Origin of the sequence: uncultured Anaerovibrio sp. (genome assembly GCF_947302755.1) — a bacterium.
Lineage (GTDB): Bacteria > Bacillota > Negativicutes > Selenomonadales > Selenomonadaceae > Anaerovibrio.
This window is the reverse complement of the sequence record NZ_CAMYWM010000013.1, coordinates 16,807-34,653: the sequence shown is the minus strand read 5'-3', so window position 1 is coordinate 34,653 and position 17,847 is coordinate 16,807. Positions and strand designations below refer to the sequence as shown.

Annotated in this window: 21 protein-coding genes and 1 tRNA gene; 20 read left to right on the top strand and 2 right to left on the bottom strand. The window is 46.9% G+C overall.

Annotated elements, in window-relative coordinates:
• Window positions 1-206 precede the first annotated feature (206 nt).
• The 4 genes from Q0Y54_RS02740 to Q0Y54_RS02725 all read left to right on the top strand — a co-directional run bounded on the left by Q0Y54_RS02740 (window position 207) and on the right by Q0Y54_RS02725 (window position 3,338).
• A complete protein-coding gene (locus Q0Y54_RS02740) occupies window positions 207-722 on the top strand; it encodes a hypothetical protein (RefSeq protein ID WP_297964042.1) in 516 nt (171 codons plus the stop codon).
• 14 nt (window positions 723-736) lie between these two features.
• Complete coding sequence (locus Q0Y54_RS02735; protein WP_297964040.1) at window positions 737-1,516, top strand: TIGR00282 family metallophosphoesterase; 780 nt, start codon at window positions 737-739, stop codon at window positions 1,514-1,516.
• A gap of 80 nt (window positions 1,517-1,596) precedes the next feature.
• Window positions 1,597-2,424: a PHP domain-containing protein gene (locus Q0Y54_RS02730; RefSeq protein ID WP_297964038.1), complete on the top strand. Its 828-nt coding sequence runs from the start codon at window positions 1,597-1,599 to the stop codon at window positions 2,422-2,424.
• A 44-nt stretch (window positions 2,425-2,468) separates the two neighbouring features.
• A complete protein-coding gene (locus tag Q0Y54_RS02725; protein ID WP_297964036.1) occupies window positions 2,469-3,338 on the top strand; it encodes an Asp23/Gls24 family envelope stress response protein in 870 nt (289 codons plus the stop codon).
• 46 nt (window positions 3,339-3,384) lie between these two features.
• Here Q0Y54_RS02725 and Q0Y54_RS02720 read toward each other — a convergent pair.
• Window positions 3,385-3,460: transfer RNA gene (locus tag Q0Y54_RS02720), tRNA-Gln, on the bottom strand.
• A gap of 58 nt (window positions 3,461-3,518) precedes the next feature.
• Window positions 3,519-5,051 carry a DUF4127 family protein gene (locus Q0Y54_RS02715; protein ID WP_297964034.1) on the bottom strand — a complete coding sequence of 511 codons (1,533 nt, stop codon included), beginning with the start codon at window positions 5,049-5,051 and terminating at the stop codon, window positions 3,519-3,521.
• Window positions 5,052-5,407: 356 nt separating this feature from the next.
• On the opposite strand from Q0Y54_RS02715, the gene rsmD reads away from it, so the two are divergent.
• The 16 genes from rsmD to sigH all read left to right on the top strand — a co-directional run bounded on the left by rsmD (window position 5,408) and on the right by sigH (window position 17,725).
• Window positions 5,408-6,007 (top strand): 16S rRNA (guanine(966)-N(2))-methyltransferase RsmD, encoded by a 600-nt coding sequence (gene rsmD, locus Q0Y54_RS02710; protein WP_297964032.1) that lies wholly within the window; start codon window positions 5,408-5,410, stop codon window positions 6,005-6,007.
• Window positions 6,004-6,480: a pantetheine-phosphate adenylyltransferase gene (gene coaD, locus Q0Y54_RS02705; protein ID WP_297964030.1), complete on the top strand. Its 477-nt coding sequence runs from the start codon at window positions 6,004-6,006 to the stop codon at window positions 6,478-6,480. The genes rsmD and coaD overlap by 4 nt, the downstream gene beginning before the upstream one ends.
• Window positions 6,481-6,528: 48 nt before the next feature.
• Window positions 6,529-7,113 (top strand): hypothetical protein, encoded by a 585-nt coding sequence (locus Q0Y54_RS02700; RefSeq protein WP_297964028.1) that lies wholly within the window; start codon window positions 6,529-6,531, stop codon window positions 7,111-7,113.
• 156 nt (window positions 7,114-7,269) lie between these two features.
• The gene (locus Q0Y54_RS02695; RefSeq protein ID WP_297964026.1) at window positions 7,270-7,719 is read left to right on the top strand and encodes a CtsR family transcriptional regulator; all 450 of its coding nucleotides are present in this window, start codon (window positions 7,270-7,272) and stop codon (window positions 7,717-7,719) included.
• 4 nt (window positions 7,720-7,723) lie between these two features.
• A complete protein-coding gene (locus Q0Y54_RS02690; RefSeq protein WP_297964024.1) occupies window positions 7,724-7,876 on the top strand; it encodes a hypothetical protein in 153 nt (50 codons plus the stop codon).
• Window positions 7,876-9,255 (top strand): DNA repair protein RadA, encoded by a 1,380-nt coding sequence (gene radA, locus Q0Y54_RS02685; protein ID WP_297964022.1) that lies wholly within the window; start codon window positions 7,876-7,878, stop codon window positions 9,253-9,255. The genes Q0Y54_RS02690 and radA overlap by 1 nt, the downstream gene beginning before the upstream one ends.
• Window positions 9,256-9,373: 118 nt before the next feature.
• Window positions 9,374-9,865, top strand: a complete 492-nt coding sequence (locus Q0Y54_RS02680) for a CarD family transcriptional regulator (RefSeq protein WP_297964020.1) — start codon at window positions 9,374-9,376, stop codon at window positions 9,863-9,865.
• 172 nt (window positions 9,866-10,037) lie between these two features.
• Window positions 10,038-11,207, top strand: a complete 1,170-nt coding sequence (locus tag Q0Y54_RS02675; RefSeq protein ID WP_297964018.1) for a PIN/TRAM domain-containing protein — start codon at window positions 10,038-10,040, stop codon at window positions 11,205-11,207.
• Window positions 11,208-11,285: 78 nt separating this feature from the next.
• Entirely contained in the window at window positions 11,286-12,059 is a 774-nt protein-coding gene (gene ispD / locus Q0Y54_RS02670) for a 2-C-methyl-D-erythritol 4-phosphate cytidylyltransferase (RefSeq protein ID WP_297964016.1), read from the top strand.
• Window positions 12,056-12,529 carry a 2-C-methyl-D-erythritol 2,4-cyclodiphosphate synthase gene (gene ispF / locus Q0Y54_RS02665; protein WP_297964014.1) on the top strand — a complete coding sequence of 158 codons (474 nt, stop codon included), beginning with the start codon at window positions 12,056-12,058 and terminating at the stop codon, window positions 12,527-12,529. Before ispD ends, ispF begins: the two co-directional genes overlap by 4 nt.
• A 73-nt stretch (window positions 12,530-12,602) precedes the next feature.
• Complete coding sequence (gene cysS / locus Q0Y54_RS02660; protein WP_297964012.1) at window positions 12,603-14,042, top strand: cysteine--tRNA ligase; 1,440 nt, start codon at window positions 12,603-12,605, stop codon at window positions 14,040-14,042.
• Between the two features lie 3 nt (window positions 14,043-14,045).
• Window positions 14,046-14,534, top strand: coding sequence for a Mini-ribonuclease 3 (locus tag Q0Y54_RS02655; RefSeq protein ID WP_297964010.1), 489 nt, complete (start codon window positions 14,046-14,048; stop codon window positions 14,532-14,534).
• A 32-nt stretch (window positions 14,535-14,566) separates the two neighbouring features.
• Window positions 14,567-15,256, top strand: coding sequence for an FAD-dependent thymidylate synthase (gene thyX, locus Q0Y54_RS02650; protein ID WP_297964008.1), 690 nt, complete (start codon window positions 14,567-14,569; stop codon window positions 15,254-15,256).
• 133 nt (window positions 15,257-15,389) lie between these two features.
• The gene (rlmB, locus tag Q0Y54_RS02645; RefSeq protein WP_297964046.1) at window positions 15,390-16,163 is read left to right on the top strand and encodes a 23S rRNA (guanosine(2251)-2'-O)-methyltransferase RlmB; all 774 of its coding nucleotides are present in this window, start codon (window positions 15,390-15,392) and stop codon (window positions 16,161-16,163) included.
• Window positions 16,164-16,168: 5 nt separating this feature from the next.
• Window positions 16,169-16,699 (top strand): NYN domain-containing protein, encoded by a 531-nt coding sequence (locus Q0Y54_RS02640; RefSeq protein ID WP_297964006.1) that lies wholly within the window; start codon window positions 16,169-16,171, stop codon window positions 16,697-16,699.
• Between the two features lie 279 nt (window positions 16,700-16,978).
• A complete protein-coding gene (sigH, locus tag Q0Y54_RS02635; protein ID WP_297964044.1) occupies window positions 16,979-17,725 on the top strand; it encodes an RNA polymerase sporulation sigma factor SigH in 747 nt (248 codons plus the stop codon).
• Window positions 17,726-17,847: the final 122 nt, after the last annotated feature.

Sequence of the window (17,847 nt, the reverse complement as noted above, 5' to 3'; positions counted from 1 at the left end):
AATTGGAAGATTTTTCTTCTAAAGAAGAAAAATTTGAACAATGGCGTTATAATATTTTTGTAAGAAAGCCGTAGAGGCAGTTTCTTGGTGCGGAAATAAATTTGGATTTATGGTATAATATAAGAGTATTGTAAGTAGAAATAATTGAGCCGGCGTCAGCCGGCTCTTTGGAGTTTTTTATACTGTTGCAAGGGGAGGCTGGATATATGGATTATAGTGGTACGGAAAGCGAAGTAAGCATGGATAGTGTTCAGCTTTTGGCAGGTCTTCTTATCTGCTTTCCTGAATTTTCCAAGATTATTCTTGATTCCAAGGATAAGGCAGTGCGTATGGAGATTTCCGTCAGGGAGGCGCCCTCCCAGGACAAATTTGAAGAGACTGAACGCCTTCTCCAGGACAGCCTTATGCTGTATCATAATATCGAGCATATCCGTGGCGGTAAGCTTGGCTTTACCTATGAAAATCTTTCCCTGCAAATTTACAGGGATATTGACAGCCTGTCCCGTGGTGAGGTAGGCTTGATTGTCAGTCTGATAAAGGAAAAGCTGGGGGATATCATTATAACGGATGATATAAAAAATCCTGATGAGGAATTGATTTATATGCAATCCGAGATGATAGACCACCGTATCCGATTTCTGAAGGAAAATAAAATTCCTGAGTCCATGGTGGGGGTCCGTGAAGATGGCCGGGTCATGGTTTATGATAATGATTTAATATAAATGAGGTATTGTTTGTGAAGATTTTAATTGTTGGTGACGTGGTGGGACGTCCTGGCCGCAAGGCTTTTAGGAAGTATACCAGGGAGCTTCGCGAAAAACACAATATAGATATTGTAATTGTAAATGGTGAAAATTCGGCTGCCGGCAAGGGCGTAAGCCGCAAGGCTCTGGATGAGCTTTATGCAGGAGGGGCTGATATTGTCACTTCAGGCAATCATATTTGGGATAAGCGGGAGGTATATGAGGTTATAGACACAGCCCCTTATCTTGTCCGTCCGGCCAATTATCCTGAGGGGGCTCCGGGGAAGGGCTGGTGCCTGTATCCCTTTAAGGCCAAGAATGTGGCGGTTATTAATATGTCCGGCCGGGCCTTTATGCCGGATATGGACTGTCCCTTCCAGAAAATAGAGGATGTGCTTTCTGAAATCGGCCAGGAGGCGGATATTAAAATATTGGATTTTCACGCCGAAACCACCTCGGAAAAGATGGCCATGGGCTTTTATTTAGATGGCCGTGTTCAGGTAGTGGTAGGAACCCATACCCACATTCAGACGGCTGATGAACGGATTTTGCCAAATGGTACAGCCTATATTACTGATCTTGGTATGGTGGGACCATGGAATTCCGTATTGGGGGTAAAATCAGATATTATCATCAAGAAGTTTACCTCCTGTATGCCGGCCAGATTTGATTTGGCAGATGGCCCGGCGGTGTATTCAGCCGTAGTGGTGGAAATTGATGACGCTACCAATAAGCCAGTGAGGATTGACAGGCTGCATATCAGGGAAGAATAGGAATTATACAGGCTTTTAGCAGGATATTTCAATATTATTGCGAATATATTATGCTGAAGTATGTTGTTGGGAGAAAACTCATGTCTAGTGATTTACATATGCATACCACCAGCTCCGATGGGCGGCTTGCCCCGGAGGAGCTGGTTGAGGCGGCTAAGGCGGCAGGGCTTAATTATATTGCCATTACGGACCATGATACGGTGGATGGCATACGCCATCTTTATGAGGCCGGTCTGTACCCTGCCAAGGGTATTAAAATAATACCGGGGATAGAATTTAGTGCCCATCATGAAATCCATGATATTCATATTTTGGGATATAACATAGATATTTATGACAAGACACTGGCCGACAGGCTAAACGATGTGGTGGAAGCCCGCTGGCTGCGGTTCTCCAGTATAGTGCAAAAGCTGCAGGAATTGGAGTATGATATTTCTGAGACGGATGTATTGGAAATTGCCGGCGACAGTACCTCCATAAGCCGTTCCCATATTGCCCAGGTGCTGGTGCGCAAGGGGGTCTTCAGGTCAGTCAAGGAATGCTTTGACAAGGTGCTTGGCAAGGGATGCCCCGCCTATGTATCCCATTTTTTGCTGGAGCCTGAGGAGATTATTGATCTAATCAAGCATAGTGGCGGTATTCCGGTGCTGGCTCATCCGAAGCTGATTCATGATGATGAGCTGGTGGAGAAGCTCATGAAAAAGGGTATCGAAGGGGTGGAGGCTATTTATCCGAAGCATAATCCGGAGGATACCCAGCGTTATATGGATTTGGCCAATAAATATAATCTTATGATTACCGGTGGATCAGATTTCCATGGTATTTCAGGGCGTATTCCCGAGAATTTAGGGGAATTCGTTATTGATGACAGCTATGCGGCTGAGATTTATCGCGAGCCGAGACTGTAATTTCGGGGAATAAGGGTGGTTTCCGTTTATATAGGGGTGATTATATGGACGTTATTGCATTTGTCGGTCCCAGCGGGACGGGAAAAAGTCATAGGGCATTGCTGGTGGCGCACAACAATCAGGCTGATGCCATTATTGATGATGGACTTTTCATTAAGGATGGTAAAATCATTGCCGGTTCATCTGCCAAGAAGGAGCAAAATAAGGTGCTGGCAGTAAAAAGGGCGATTTTTGTGCTGCCGGGCCATGCCAAGGAGGTCAGCCGGGCCATTGAGGATACCCAGCCAAAACGAATACTGATTTTGGGTACATCGGAGAATATGGTTATTAAAATAGCCAAGGCCCTTAATCTGCCGGAGATATCCAAGTTTGTGCATATTGAGGATATTGCCACCCAGGGAGAAATGGATAAGGCCAGAAAGCACCGTCTGGAGCAGGGCAAGCATGTAATTCCTGTACCAACCATTGAGCTGAAGCCCCATTTTTCCGGTTATTTGGTGGATTCCCTGAAATCAATGGTAAAAAGGAACAGTGAGCAGCAGCGGCGTCAGCGGCATTTATTGGGTGAAAAATCCATTGTACGGCCTGTTTTCAGCTATTATGGCAAGCTTATTATCGACGATTCCTGTATTGAGGCTATAGTGCGGCGTATTTTAGAGGATAGTGGTTATGTGACCAAGGTGGCCGAGGCGGAGGTGCGCCATGTGTACCGTGGGGATGGAGCTGTAGGCTATGAATCCCAGGGGGTGGAGCTGGATTGCTCTGTAATAATATCCTACGGCAAGCATATTCCTACCTTGGTACAGCAAATGCAGACAGAGATAAAGAAGGAGGTTGAGCGGCTTACAGGAATGGCTGTGAAAAAGGTTAATATAACCATTAAGGCTCTGTTTGTCCAACCAAAGAATTTTTAAGCATAAGAAAAAGCGTTCTGCAATGCAGAACGCTTTTATAGTTCAGTGGCAGGGGTAGCAGGACTCGAACCTACGAATGCTGGATTCAGAATCCAGTGCCTTACCAGCTTGGCGATACCCCTATGTTGTTTCACAACGATAACTAGTATAAGTGAAAGAAAGGGGCTTGTCAAGAAAAATCTATTTTTTTTCAAGGCGAGGCTTGGTGGTCAGGTCAATTTCAAAGGTCCTTGGCCAGGGGAAAAAGGTGTTTATATCTAAGTCCGTTACCCTATATTGGGTGTTTCCCACGAGGAAGGGCTTTTTAAAGGCCGGTGAGGCTTTATATTGAATGAGGCGCTGCTTCATGGTATCCTCCATTATATCAACGGCCCATTTGTAATTGTGCTCCAGGTCCAGGTCGTAAACATTGGTGAAGCCCTTTTTCCGCAAGCTGATATTTACCAGATCAATTACGTCCTTTAGATAATAATAATCCTCGCATATGCGATTGTTAAGGTTATTGATATTGCTCAGTACCACAGCATCACTGCAGTCGCCGGCTGTTAGGGCAGTGAGGTATATTTCGGCCTGGGCTATGGCGGTCCCAATGGAATTGCTGGCTGTATTCCAGCCTGAGTAGGCAATGAGTGAATTTATGGGATAATGGTCATTTATCAATATTGGAAGAAGTGTTTCTCCGGCGGAGAAATTTTTGCTCAGATCCACCAGGGCAATGGCCTTGCCCATTTGCTGATAGCCTTTTATCTTTTCGGCACTATAGGCCCGTGAGCCTACGGTTTCCTCCTCAATGGCACTGATAAACAGAATATAGTCGGCCTCTTCCGGCCTGTCCACAATATTATCCTGATGAAAGGCTAATCTTTCACGGACGGTTTCGTCGTTGCTGATGGCCATATAGGGCATGATGGCGGTCGCAGCCCCTTCACTGCTGTAATCAACGTAAACCTTGAAATGCTTATCCTGTGCAACGATGTTATTCAATATGGATAAAGCCACTTCATCGGCACCATGGACAATTGACATGGCGCCGTTTGCCATGTGGTGTTTGGCAGTGTACTGCATGAATTCCTTTAATTTTAGGTTCGGCAGGCTGTAGGCTTCTCCATCATCCTGGCCAAAGGTAAGGTCTGTGAGAATTCCATCCTTTAACAGGCTGGCCAGCATAATATTCAGCCGCAGGTTCCGGTTGTATATTTCCTTGTACCCGGTTATTTGTTCTGCCGGTATGGTGCTTTCCAGCTCCTGAATTTTTTTAGCCGTTTCTGACAATGGGTTATCATCGTATTTGTGAATGAGGCGTGACCATTCCATCAGCCTTTTTCTGTCCTGATATTTTTCCACATAATCCGGTGGATTCATGCGGGGCAGTATGGCAAAGGCGTGCAGCTTCACGGTTGGATTGTCTGCGTGGAGTTTTTTTAGAAATTCCCCTACGGCAATGATGTCATCATCGCTTATGGCCTTGTTTCTGGAGGCAATCAGCCCCCCATACAGAAGCTGGTCAATGGATATAATGGCATCATCACATTTAGGTATTTCCCTGGCAAGCCATTCCTTCAGCCTGGCCGTTTCACCGGGCAGGGTATAGAAGTCCATGATTTCACCTGGCGGTACCAGTATATCAATACCGGCGGTGCGGCCATTGTCTGCCACAAGCTTTTTGCAGGGTGGGCGGCTGTCCAGGGGAATAAGCAGGATTTTTTTCTTCAATTCAGGCACCTGGGTGATTTCCTTTCCCTGGCTTTGGGAACCCACATGAATTACGAAGCTTATCAGTATGCAAATTATAATTAATAAAATAGGAATATATTTTTTCATGGATATATTATAGCCTGTAAAAGGCAAAAGAAAAAGAAGCCACGGGCAATGGCTTCCTTTTCGAGGGATGGAATATGAAAAAAATGGGTTGTATAGCGATTTGCTATGGTCATATAATACTAAAGAAAAATGGAAAAAGCATGGAAGACTATGGAAATAATCTGAAAATTCCAAAAAAATTTTTGGCGGTTTTTTCAGGCAGTATGTGTTAGAATTAAGAAGCAAAAATAGTACAATGAGGTTTAGCTATGCGTATAATTACAGGTTCAGCCAGGGGGTGCAATTTAAAGACCCCCAAGGGGATGAATACCCGGCCTACCTCCGATAGGGTAAAGGAATCCCTGTTCAGCATACTGGGCAGGGAGGTAGTTGGGAAACGGATACTTGATATATTTGCCGGTACAGGCGGATTGGGGCTGGAAGCCCTCAGCCGGGGGGCAGACCATGCCTGCCTGGTGGACAAGGCTACGGCTGATATATTAAAATATAATGCTGAGCATACTCATTTGGCTGATAAAACGGAAATTTTCAGGGGAGATGTTTTTTCCATCATGGGACGGCTTTCCGCCCAGGGGCGAAGGTTTGACCTGGTGTTTTGCGATCCCCCCTATCACATCGGCCTGTGGGAAAAAGCCCTTTCCTGGCTGGATTCCAGTGATATCCTGGCTGATGAAGCTCTGGTTATAGTGGAAATGGGCGGCGATGAAAATAATATACCGGAGCTGGTTCATATGAGGCTCCTGAGAAATCAGCAATATGGTAAAACAACCCAGATTTATATTTTTGAGTACAGGACCAGTATTGAACAGCTGGAATTGGAGAAGGATGATATGGAGATGAGAAAATGAGTTCAGCTATTTTTCCGGGAAGCTTTGACCCTGTATCAAATGGACATCTTGACATTATACGGCGGGCGGCCAAGCATTTTGACAGACTGGTGGTGGGGGTGTTCAACAATATCAGAAAGCATCCCTTTTTGCCGGTGGAGGTCCGCATAAAAACCCTGAAGGAGGCTGTTGCCGACATGGATAATGTGGAGGTGGTGTCCTTTGACGGGTTATTGGCCGATTATATGCTGAAAAATAATATTTCCGTTATTGTGCGTGGCCTTCGTTCCGTTACGGATTACGAATATGAGCAGAGTCAGGCCCAGATTATAAAGAATTCCCATCCGGAGCTGGATACCTTTTTCCTGCTGACACGGCCGGAGGTATCCTTTGTAAGCTCCTCGGTAATTCGGGAAATTTACCGTTTTGGGGGAAATATTAGTGCATTAGTGCCAGAATCCGTGCTGGTAGCTATTGAACAATTTGATAATTAATGGTAATATTGTAAGGTGAATTTAAAAATAGAAAGTGGGATTTGCCTCATGGAAATGGAAATAGATAAGATTTTAGAAGAAATTGAGAATTTGGTTGCTGCCTCCAATCGCGTTCCCTTCTTGGATAAGGTTATGATTGATGATGGTGAATTGTTCCGCCTGATGGATGTGCTGAGGAGCGAGCTTCCTCATCAGATTCAGGAGGCAGGTGATATTGTCAGCCGTCGTGACGAGATTATTAACGCGGCCCAGATGGAGGCTGACCGGCTGGTGGATGGTGCGAAGAGTGAAGCTGAACGCCTGGTGGATACGGCCAAAAATGAGGCTGAACGTCTGGTGGATACGGCCAATCGCGAAGCAGAGCAAACTATGGAGCGGGCCAAGGCCTATGCCGATAAGGCTGTTGAGGAGAATGAAATCGTTGCCAGGGCCCGGGAGCAGGAAAAGGCTATTATGGACCAGACCATGGCTGCTGCCCAGCAGATGAAGACCGAGACGGAGCAGTATGCCTCCCAGCTTAGAACCAGTGCTGATGATTATGCCAATCAGATTTTTGATCATGTATTGGAAACTGTGGGCAGTGCATTGCAGGCTGTTCAGGAAGCCAAGGGCCAGCTGAACAATCCACATTGATATATTGATGCTTGTACGGGGATGTCGCATATGCGGCATCTTTTTTTTTATCACCATTTGGGGTATAATAAAGTCAAATAGTCAATTTGTTACCTAAATTCAGGTGAAGCTAAACCTCCATCTGAATAAGTTATCATTTTATAAGAAGGTGATAGTATGAGTAATATTGCTGATTTAATTGAGGACTATATACTGCGCCGTTTGGCAGAGCAGCAGAATGGTCAGGTGGAGCTTAGGCGTACTGATATAGCCGATGAAATATCCTGTGCCCCCTCCCAAATAAGCTACGTTCTGAATACCCGGTTTACCCATGACAAGGGCTTTGCCGTGGAATCGCGGCGCGGCCTGGGGGGATTTATTCGTATCGTCCGGGTTCCGTTGCAAAACATTATATATGAAGATATGATCAGCAAGATTGGGGCTGATACAGAATTTGTGGAAATCAAGGGTATGATACGTTATCTTGTTCAGCATAAGATGATTAGCTCCCGGGAGGGTGCCCTGGTTATTCAGGCTGCCAGCTGTGCCTATAACGGAATGGAGCCCAAGGACAGGGTTAACATGCTGAAGACGCTGTTTGTTACCTTGGCAGAATTTTCCCGTTAATCTCATGGGAAGGAATAAATTGGCCCCGGCTGACAGGGGCGTGTGGAAAGGTATAGCTAATTTTTTGCTTAGCTTCAGCATTGCTGTGGTATGGCTTTGCCGGTCTATCATGAAGCTGACAGTTAGGCTGTTTACCATGAAGGGGAAGCAGGAGTAATGGCAAAGTCAAAAACGATGTTCGTCTGCCAGAAATGTGGCTATGATACACCAAAGTGGCTGGGGAAATGTCCTGGCTGCGGTCAATGGAATACCTTGGTGGAGGAGGTTGTAAAACCGGACAATTCAAAGCAGCGCGGCTTGAATTTGGGCCTGTCCAATGAGAGCAAGCCTTGTCCCATAAGTGATGTGGTGCTGGAAAAAATGCCCCGTATTACCACCGGCTCAGCGGAGCTGGACAGGGTACTGGGAGGTGGCTTGATACCAGGCTCTATGGTACTTATTGTGGGGGACCCGGGAATTGGTAAATCCAGCCTTACCCTTAGGGTATGTGCCAATGAGGCCCGGGCCGGCCGCAGGGTGCTGTATGTGACCGGCGAGGAAAGCGTTCAGCAGGTCAGAATGCGGGCTGATCGTATAGATGCGGTTTCAGAGTCGCTGATGGTGGTCAGTGAAACCAATCTGGAGACTATAGAAAAGCATATTTTGGAGCTTAAGCCTGAGGTGCTGGTTATTGATTCCATACAGACAATATTCCGTCCTGACATTCAAAGTGCACCAGGCAGCGTAAGCCAGGTACGGGAGTGCGCCGTGGAAATTTTGCGGGTGGCCAAGACCAATGGAATAGCGGCCTTTATAGTAGGCCATGTGACCAAGGATGGCACTCTGGCGGGGCCGCGGGTCCTGGAGCATATTGTGGATACGGTGCTGTATTTTGAAGGCGGCAACAATGCTGAGTATCGGATGCTGCGGGCCATAAAAAACCGGTTTGGCAGCACCAATGAAATCGGTGTCTTTGAGATGCGTGATGTGGGGCTGGTGGATGTATCCGATGCCTCCAAGCTGTTTTTATCCGAGCGGCAGGATGATAATGGCAGTGTAATAGTGCCTACGGTGGAGGGTACAAGGCCGCTGCTGGTGGAAATTCAGGCCCTGGTGGCCCAAACGCCTTATGTGCCGCCCAAGCGTATTTCTGATTCGGTGGATTTAAAGCGGCTGCAGCTGTTGCTGGCCGTTCTGGAAAAGAAGGTTCATCTGGCTATGGGAGGCTGTGATGTGTTTGTAAAGGCTGCCGGGGGAATCCGCATTGATGAGCCGGCGGCGGATTTGGGCATATGTGTGGCCATGGCGTCAAGCTTTGCCAGTCGTCCTCTGCGTCCGGCCACGGTGGCCTTCGGCGAGGTGGGTCTGTCCGGGGAGATCAGGGCGGTCAGTCAGGCCGAAAATCGGGTCAGGGAGGCAAAGCGCCTGGGCTTTAAAAGTATTGTGCTTCCCCAGAAAAACTATGACCAGCTTATGGCGGATAAAAAATTTATGGATATGACCCTTTATGGTGTGTCCAATATAACTGAAGCGTTATCAAGTGCCATGCCAAGATAAAACCAATATGCTCTCCTATTCTTGACATTAATTTTTTTATATGATAAAATATCGCTTTTTTAAAAGGAATTTTTTTGATATAATTTTACTAATAGAGGTGTCAATAGGGGGTGAATGTTTGCTGCAGATTGGTGACCGGGTAGTATACCCAATGCATGGTGCTGGGGAAATCACTGGCATTGAAGAGTATGATGTTATGGGGCAGGGACAGTTGAAATCCTATTATGTCCTTCAAATGCCTGTGGGCGGAATGAAAATTATGTTTCCTGCTGATAATATTGACAAGGTGGGATTGCGCGAGGTCAGTCCAACCAGTATGATCGGTCAGATTGAAGACGTACTGCGGGGGGATCCTGTAAAGGTGGTTGGAAGCTGGAATAAACGGTTTCATGCAAACCTAAACCGCCTGAAGACTGGTGATGTTTTAGAGGTAGCCGCTGTCCTCAGAAATCTTGTTCTGCAGGACAGAATTAAGAAAATATCCAGCGGTGAACGTCGCCTGCTGGATACGGCGAAGCAGATTTTTTTGACGGAAATGGTATACGTTTTGGATGGCACCATGGAAACAACTGAGGCCTGGCTTCAGAAGATGTTGGCCCGAGATGAGTGATTTTGATATTGCAATGGAATGGGTTTAGGCTGCACTGCCATAGCTGTTTGGTCATGGTATAGCAGCCACTTTTCATTTTAGCCCATGTTAATGGGCAAAGGTACACAAAATCCATATGGAGCTTAAGCTTCCACCTGAATAAGTCTCCATGCCGGGAAGGGAGGTGATATATATGCTGGAGAAGGTTTTAAGAGTATTTGTTGTGGCACTGCTGGCCATAATTGGCGGCATTGCAATGCACATTGCCAGCCCGTTTTTGACGGAGCTTATAAGTACCGAGGTTTTGAACAGCGAGCTGGGCTTGTTTAAGCTGACGGCCGCCCATTTGATTTTTTTGGTATTGGGCATTTCAGCAGGTGCTGCCCTTGGTTATGCCACATCACCCTTTTTTGCTTCCAAGCTTAAGAGATTTTCAGTCTGGGTTGAGGGGCAGTTGAACAAAATGCCGCTGCATGATGTTATAGCTGGCTTGATTGGCCTGGCAATAGGACTTATAATTGCTAATTTATTAGGTGTAGCTTTTTCCAAAATCCCGGTTGTGGGAGATTATATTCCCGTGATATTTAGTATTGTATTTGGCTATCTGGGTATTCATATTGTTATTCGCAAGCAGAAGGAATTGGGTGATCTTATTGGCATGCTGCCACGGTTATTTCGGGAATCAAGTCAGCATGTGGAGTCCTCCAAACCCAAGAAAAAGGGTGGTGGCGCAGATATTGACCACATCAAAGAGCTTGCTTCCTCGAATACACCCTGCAAGCTGCTTGATACCAGTGTAATTATTGATGGACGTATAGCCGATATTTGCCGTACAGGCTTTATTGATGGAAAGCTGCTGATACCGGTGTTTGTTTTGGAGGAATTACAGCATATTGCTGATATGTCTGATTCCCTGAAGCGGGTTCGTGGAAGGCGTGGACTGGATATTCTGCAGCAGCTGCAAAATGAATTTGGCTCCCAGGTGGAGATTGTAAATCACGATTTTGATGATATCTCCGAGGTGGATTCCAAGCTGGTTCAGCTGGGACAGCTCACTGGCGGGAAGATTATTACCAACGATTACAATCTCAATAAGGTGGCTGAGTTGCGGGGTGTTCCGGTACTCAATATCAATGAATTGGCCAATGCCATCAAGCCTGTGGCCATTCCCGGTGAGAGTATGCAGGTACAGATCGTCAGGGAAGGCAAGGAGCAGGGCCAGGGAGTGGCATATCTGGAGGATGGCACAATGATTGTGGTGGAGAATGGCCGTCGCTTTATTAATGCAAGTATAACGGTGGAGGTTACCTCCGCTCTGCAGACAGCGGCCGGCCGGATGATTTTTGCCAAGCCGGTAGTATAGACTGGCCTTTGGAGGTTAATGTTTGGGGCTCCCCGGGGAGCCCTTTTCTGATATTGTTGATGTTTTGGGGGAGATCCGATGGTTACAGTGATTTTTCCTGCTGCAGGGAAGGGAAGCAGAATGCAGGCCGGCATGAATAAGATTTTTATGTCCTTGGGAGGGGTCCCAATTCTCCTGAGAACCCTGCTGCAGTATTCCGGCTGTGAAGGTGTTGACCAGCTGGTGGTGGTGGTGGCTGCTGGCGAGGTGGAGTTTGTCACCTCCATATTGGGCAGGCTTACCGGGCTGAAGCCCTACAAGGTGGTGGCCGGTGGCAGTGAACGCCAGTATTCCGTACTAAATGGCATAAACAGCATTGATGGCAGGGCCGATGATATTATTCTGGTCCATGATGCGGCCCGGCCCTTTGTAAGTGAAGGGACAATAACAGCTGTAATCAGGGCGGCTAAGCAGTATGGTGGAGCCATTGCCGCCGTGGCAGCCAAGAATACCATAAAGGTATGTGACGATGAGGGGGTAGTGGTAGATACCCCGGCCCGTTCCTCCCTGTGGGAGATACAAACGCCCCAGGGCTTTAGCCGGCAGATATTGCTTGAAGCCAATGACATGGCCCAAAGGGACGGGTTCCTTGGCACTGATGATGCCAGTCTGGTGGAGCGTACAGGGCACCGGGTACATATAGTGGAGAGCGACTACAGAAATATAAAAATTACAACCCCTGAGGATATCCTTATAGGTGAAGCCTTTATACAAAACCAGGGGAATAGCCCGCTCATTGAGCAGAACAGTCAGGCTATGGCTGAAATAAATAGGTTGATATATGATTGTTGGCAAAAGGAGAACACAATATGACAAGATTTGGTATGGGCTATGATGTTCATCAGTTGGCTGAGGACAGAAGGCTGATTATTGGCGGTGTGGATATTCCCTTTGAAAAGGGGCTGCTGGGCCATTCAGATGCGGATGTGCTGCTTCACGCCATTGCCGATGCCCTGCTGGGGGCAGCGGCCCTAGGGGATATTGGCAAGCATTTTCCCGATACGGATGACCGCTACAAGGGAATATCCAGTATGATATTGCTGGAGCATGTGGGAAACCTCCTGTCGGAAAAGGGCTATACGGTGGGCAATGTGGATGCCACCATCGTTGCCCAGCGTCCCAAGATGCTGCCCCATATCCCCCAGATGCGGGAAAATATTGCCAGGGCCTTAAGGGTTGAGGTGGACCGGATAAATGTGAAGGCCACCACGGAGGAGCATTTAGGGTTTACCGGTAACGGCCAGGGGATTTCCAGCTATGCAGTTGCAGGAATTGAGGGCTGATGATATGATATATCTCATACGGTTTTTCCGGTGAAGCACTCGTTAGTATCATAAAAAGGAGCATAAAATAATTATGTTGAAGGTTTATAATACCCTGACAAGGAAAAAAGAAGAATTTGTGCCACAGGAGCCCGGCAAGGTGGGAATGTATGTTTGTGGTGTCACCCCGTATAATTATCCCCATATCGGCAATGCCCGTCCCTTTGTTACCTGGGATGTAATTAAGCGCTATCTGAAAAACCGCGGCTTTGAGGTTAAGCATATTCAGAATTTTACGGATATGGATGATAAGATTATTAAGGCGGCCAACAGTGAGGGCGTTTCCTGGGAGACGATAACGGAGCGTTATATTGAAGGCTATTTTCAGTCTATAGATGCCCTTAATGTTCAAAGGGCTGACCTTTATCCGAAGGTTACAGAGCATATACCGGATATTATTAATATGGTTCAGCGGATTATTGATAATGGCTTTGGTTATGTGGTAGATGGGGATGTTTATTTCAGCGTGGAAAAATTCCCTGAATATGGCAAGCTGTCCGGCCGTAAGCTGGAGGATATGCAGGCAGGTGCCCGGGTGGAGGTGGATACCCGCAAGGAAAATCCAATGGACTTTGCCCTGTGGAAATCCGCCAAGCCGGGGGAACCATATTGGGATAGCCCTTGGGGAAAGGGACGTCCGGGCTGGCATATTGAATGCTCCACCATGTCCCTGAAGTATTTGGGTGAGACCTTTGATTTTCATGGGGGCGGCAGTGACCTGATTTTCCCACATCATGAAAATGAAATTGCCCAGTCCCAGTGCTGCTGCGGGGATTACAACAGCTTTGCCCAATATTGGCTCCATAATGGCTTCATTACCATTGACAATGAAAAAATGAGTAAGTCCTTGAATAACTTCATTACTGTGCCGGATATTTTGAAGCAGTATCCGGGGGAGGTGGTACGCTTCTTTATTCTGCGTACCCACTACAGAAGTCCGTTGGATTTCAGTGAGGAACGGATTAAGGAGGCCCAGGCAGGCCTGTTGCGCCTGAAGAAGGCCTTTGACCTGGGCAACGAGGTATTGGAGCGTCCGGGCAATACAGAAAAGGATACCCAGCTGGAGGAAATTGCCGCCAAGTCGATGGATTATTTTTATGAAGCCATGGATGATGATTTTAATACGGCACTGGCCATTGGCTATATGTTTACCCTTTCCAAGGAAATCAATACCTATGCCAATAATGTAATTAATAAGGGAACGGCTTTTGATAAGGTGCATTTTGGGAAGCTGATGGAGGCCTACAAGGAAATGGCGGAGGTTATAGGTATCTTTGAAGGCTCCCTGGAAATGCCGGCTGCCGCTGATGGAGAGGGAATTTCCCCGGAGAAAATTGAGGCCTTGATTGCTGAACGGGCTGAGGCAAAGAAAAACAAGAATTGGGCCAGAGCCGATGAAATTCGGGACAGCTTAAAGGCAGAGGGGATTATTTTGGAGGATTCTGCCTCCGGAACCAAGTGGAAGAAAGCGTAGCCTATGACATTTGAGCATTTACAAAAGCTTGTTGATATGATGTTTGTGGAGGATGGTGCAGGAGGGATTCTTCAACGGTACGAGTCAGTGGATCCAAAGAGTCTCCATCCATTGGTGCTGGCTTATATAGGGGATGCCTATTTTCATCTGTTTGTGCGGGGAAGAATTCTTTCCTATGAGCAAAGCAAGGTTCAGGTGCTGCACCAATTCAGTGCCCAGATAGTGTCGGCAGTGTGGCAGGACAGGGCCTATCGCGGTATTGAGCATATGCTTACCGAAGAGGAAAAGGCTGTATATAAGCGGGGGCGTAATGCCAAGAGCCACGCCCCACGAAGTGCCAGCGTGGCTCAATACCATTCCAGTACCGGCTTTGAGGCCTTATTGGGCTATTTGTATCTCCTGGAAAGGAACGAACGCCTATATGAGCTGGCGGAGGAGTCCTTTAAAATTATTTCCAGAGCCATGATGGATGAAATATCAAACAAGAAATAGATTGGTTGTTTATAGATTAACGGAGAGTAAATATGATTAAAGTTAAATTGTTGGAGCATACTCCGGAGCCGGAGCGGGTGGTTGCCATGTCGGCCCGGTTATGTTATTCGGCCTCCGGCGCAGAGGAGCTGGCGGAGGGTATGACTGATGAGCAGGTGGAGAAGCTTTTGACCAAGATTGTACAAATGGGTCATGCCTCCACCATGGAGCATGTGTCCTTTACCTTCGGCATAGAAGGGGTATCACGGGTACTTACCCATCAGCTGGTGCGCCATCGCCTGGCCTCTTACAGCCAACAGTCCCAGCGTTATGTGGCGGAGCATGATTTTGAGTATATATTGCCGCCAAGCATTGCCGAAAAGCCGGAGGCCAAGGAAAAATTCCAATCTCTTATGGAGGATATTCAAAGGGCGTATAACGAGCTGGCTGATATGGGGATACCCAAAGAGGATGCCCGTTATGTGCTGGCCAATGCCACGGAAACCAAAATCGTGGTTACCATGAATGCCCGTTCCTTAATGCATTTCTTTAATTTGCGGTGCTGCAATCGGGCACAGTGGGAAATCCGGGAGCTGGCCTACAGGATGCTGGAGCAGGCCAAGGAGGTGGCACCACTCTTATTTAAAAACGCCGGGGCCTCCTGTGTGGCTACGGGCCACTGCCCGGAAGGGGCCATGACCTGTGGTAAATTTGCAGAAATGATAAAGATGAGAGAAGACTGATATGGACTATAGAAGAAAGGCCGAAGAAAAGTCGGATAAGCGGGGGACTGCCCTAAGGGAACACCGGGGCAGCAAGCCGGAATATATGGTAAAGAACAAGGGACTGCAGTTCGACCGCCGCACCGGGGAAAAAATGCACAAGGCCTCTCCATGGGAGACCGATGAATTACCTGAGGATATGGTGGCAGGCCGTAATGCTGTAATGGAGGCCCTGAAGGGAAAGCGCAGTGTCAATAAAATCCTGGTGGCCAATGGCAGCAATGAGGGCTCCATTAAAGAAATCATTGCTCTGGCCAAGGAAAAGGGCGTAAATATAATGTATATGGAGCGCAGTAAAATTGACTCCATGGCCCGGGGAATACGCCATCAAGGTGTATTGGCCCAGGTGGCACCGGTTCAGTATGTGGAGCTGGAGGACATTTTAAATATTGCCCGGGAGAAGAAGGAACCACCCTTTATCCTGCTGTTGGATGAGCTGGAGGATCCCCATAATTTAGGGGCATTGCTGCGTACTGCCGATGCGGCAGGGGTCCATGGGGTGCTTATTCCCAAACGGCGCAGTGTGCCATTGTCGGCCACGGTGGCCAAAACCTCAGCCGGGGCCGTGGAATATGTGCCTGTGGCCCGTATCGGCAATATGGTTCAGACCATTCGCCGCCTGAAGGATGAAGGCCTTTGGGTAGCGGCGGCTGATATGGATGGTACCGATTATTATGAGGCGGATATGACAGGCCCCCTACTGTTGATTGTGGGCAGTGAGGGCCATGGCGTGGGCCGCCTGGTAAAGGAGCAGTGCGATTTTGTCGTACGTATTCCGATGATGGGGAAGATCAATTCCCTCAATGCCTCTGTGGCTGGTTCTATTCTGATGTATGAGGCCATGAAGCAGAGAATTCAAAGGGGCTAATTATTATGAGGAAAAAGCCAAGGGAATACTATCTTGTAGATGGCTACAATGTGATTAATTCCTGGCCGGAGCTTATGAAGCTGCGCAACAATCTGGCAGAGGCCAGAGATACCCTTATCCGTATGCTGTCTGAATATGGTGCCTATGAGCACTATGAGATGCTGGTGGTTTTTGATGCTCTTTTTACGGATTGTGAGGAGCATGTGGAAAAAATTCATGACCATTTTATAGTGGTATATACCGGCAAGGGGGAAACTGCTGACAGCTATATTGAACGCCATGCCTATGATTATGTTCGCATGGGCAGGGAGGTTCATGTAGTAACCTCTGACGGAGCAGAGCAGTCCGTTATTTTAGGTGCAGGTGCCTATCGCCATCCCTCCAAGGAATTTCATCGCATACTGAAGCGGGCCAAGAAGGAGCTTCGGCAGGGCTATCTGGATAAACATGTTTTCCCGGTTTCCCGCAACGAGGTCAGCAGTCATCTTGACCCTGATACCTTGGCCAAATTGGATGCTATGAGGAAAATGAAATAACAGTCGCAAATAAAATGATAACTTATTCAGGTGGAGTTTTAACTCCATCTGAATTTAGTTGAATTTTACCCAGGGCTTTACGGGTGCTTTACTCCCACCTAAGAGGAGGGAGTCTTAGCACCCGTTAGCATCGGATAAATATTCTTATAGGACAAGCACAGGTGAATTATGGGAACGGTTGCAGCTCTTGATTATTTTTTTACTGGGCGTTATAATCGTATTGTGGCTGTGCATAGAATATATAAAACAGTCTGACAATTATTTGGAGGCAGGGGCTTGATGGAAAATAGCTTTTTGACCTGGGATGAATCCTTTGATGATTATATAGATCTTACCGATGAGGATGTCATTGTAAAAATACAGGATAATCAGGATGGTATTGCCATGGATTATCTCATAAATAAATATAGAAATTTTGTCAGAGCTAAGGCAAGATCGTATTTTCTTATTGGTGCCGACAGGGAGGATATTATTCAGGAGGGCATGATTGGCCTGTACAAAGCTATCAGGGATTTCCGCAATGATAAGCTGTCTTCCTTTAGGGCTTTTGCAGAGCTGTGTGTTACCAGGCAGATTATTACTGCTATAAAAACAGCTACCCGGCAAAAGCATATACCGCTTAACTCCTACATATCATTAAATAAACCGATTTATGATGAGGACTCTGACCGCACATTGTTGGATGTGCTGTCCGGTGCCAAGGTAACTGACCCTGAGGAGCTGGTTATCAGCCGGGAGGAGTTTATTGATATTGAGGCCAAGATGGAGGACATTCTTTCTGATTTGGAATGGTGTGTTCTTATGGCCTATCTGGATGGTAAATCATATCAGGAAATAGCCCTGGATTTGGATCGCCACGTAAAGTCCATTGATAACGCCTTGCAGCGGGTAAAACGGAAGCTGGAGCGTTATATGGAAATGAATGGCAAGGAAATAGATATTGGAACTATATACAAAGGTCTTACTACAATAAAGCGTAAAGGCCGTATTTTTTCTGAGATTAAAAAAGGAGAAGGGGTGCAGTGAATGCACCTCTTTTTTTATATAAATATTAGTTATGGTATTATTTAAAGCTTGTCTTTTTGTTGACAAGTTTACAAATGGTATATTATACTCTTTGTTAATGGCGTTTAATGTAACATAAATGT